General features: G+C 57.9%; 1 protein-coding gene. It reads right to left on the reverse strand.

Going from position 1 to position 2,151, the window contains the following annotated elements; genetic code table 11:
- Positions 1-1,251, reverse strand: a 1,251-nt coding sequence (locus ACYP5B_RS37475) for an isocitrate lyase (RefSeq protein ID WP_459572940.1), incomplete at its 3' end; no start/stop codon positions are given.
- Positions 1,252-2,151: the final 900 nt, after the last annotated feature.

Here is a 2,151-nt window from a genome sequence, read left to right on the forward strand (position 1 = left end):
CTGATCGTATTCCACGCTCATCAGCTGGGTGCGCTCGTATGCCGACACATCCTTGCCCGCGGCCTTCATCGCGTCATACACCTGCTGGCGGAAATTCAGGGTCCAGTTGAACGATGGGCTGTTGTTGTACACCAGCTTGGCGTTCGGGATGACTTTGCGAATCTCGCTGACCATGCCGCCGATCTGGGCGATATGCGGCTTTTCGGTCTCGATCCACAGCAGGTCGGCGCCGTTTTGCAGTGCGGTGACGCAATCCAGTACGCAGCGCGCTTCGCCCGTGCCGGCGCGGAACTGGAACAGGTTGCTAGGCAGGCGCTTAGGGCGCAGCAGCTTGCCGTCGCGCTTGATGATGACGTCACCATTGCCCAGTTCGTCGGCCGACAATTCCTCGCAATCGAGGAAGGAATTGTATTGATCGCCCAGGTCACCCGTCGTGTTGGTCACGGCGATCTGCTTGGTCAGGCCAGCTCCCAGCGAGTCGGTACGGGCCACGATGATGCCGTCGTCCACGCCCAGTTCCAGGAAGGCGTAGCGGATGGCGCGGATCTTGGCCAGGAAGTCCTCGTGCGGTACGGTGACCTTGCCATCCTGGTGGCCGCACTGCTTCTCGTCGGACACCTGGTTTTCGATCTGAATGCAGCATGCGCCCGCTTCGATGAACTGCTTGGCCAGCAGGTACGTTGCTTCGGCGTTGCCGAAACCCGCGTCGATGTCCGCGATGATGGGCACAACGTGGGTGACGTGGTTGTCGATTTTTTCCTGGATGGCGGCCTTGGCAGGTCCTTGGGCAGCATCCAGTTCGCGGAACAGGCCACCCAGTTCACGGGCGTCGGCCTGGCGCAGGAAGGTGTACAGCTCGCGGATCAGCGCGCTGACGGAGGTTTTTTCGTGCATCGACTGGTCCGGCAGCGGGCCGAACTCGGAGCGCAGCGCGGCCACCATCCAGCCGGACAGGTAAAGGTAGCGGCGCTCGGTGCTGTTGAAGTGCTTCTTGATGGAGATCATTTTCTGCTGGCCGATGAAGCCGTGCCAGCAACCCAGCGACTGGGTGTACTTGGACGAGTCGGCATCGTAGGCGGCCATGTCGGCGCGCATGATCTTGGCGGTGTACTTGGCGATGTCCAGGCCCGTTTTGAACTTGTTCTGGGCACGCATGCGGGCGGCATACTCGGGGTTGATGGCATTCCATGCGCTGCCGTGGTTCTCTTTCAAACCAGCAACTGCCTTGATGTCGTCTTGATACTGGGCCATACGAAATTCCTAAGCGCGTTTGAAGAAAGGGTTGTGCCGCTACGGATGTCGAAGCAAGCAGCGTGGAATCATTGTATGGCGCTTCTGGCGCATCACGGCGAAGTCTTATATAAGACATAAGAGTTGGTTTAGCCTTATTTTTCAATGAGATAGGCGTTGAATTTCGTGATGTGGAACGTGTTTTCGAGAAACGAAAACAAAACACTGCGGAAACTCGGAGTGAATTCCGCAATGTGAAAAGCGCTTTCAGTTGTCGGAGATGACGGCAAGCACGGATGCTCGAGCAACGAGAGTTGGGGGGATTTTGTAGACGTCTGTCGAACGAACAGTGTCATGAGTCGGCGCAGAAACGTGTGGCTGTCTTCGTGTCCGCTGCGGTCATTCGATCACGAGTGAGGATCGTCGCAAACTGCCCGGCTACGGCCGTCCGATCCGGCGGCCGTTCTCGACCCAATGCAGCCCTTCGAACTCGCCCGCAGACAATGGCAGATCGCAAGCTAAAACAGTCGTTTCCTCAACGTGGTTTGTGGGAAGCTAATCGGGCCGCTTCTGCTGCGACGTTGGTGTTACCCGAAGAACCTGCGGGCATCGGCACCCAAATTGCGCACTGAGCGACGTGCCCTGCCCATCCGATTTGGGAAACTGACTTTGACGGCGCCACGTTAACTAACGATGAACGCTGCGTTCCGTCCCAGTGGGATTGTCAGGCTGCCGGGTCAAATCCAGAATGAGCCAACGATGCAAGCATGGTGAAGAGATTCAGGAGACCCGATGAGCACTCGGCATTTGGTATGCGCTGGTTACGCAGCACGCTCCGGCACTATCTGAACCCATTTTCCGTATCCCACCACGCGCTCATCAAGCTTGAAGCCGCTGGAGCGAGACGGGCTTTTGAAAGAC

It is taken from the genome of Cupriavidus sp. 8B (assembly GCF_054589115.1).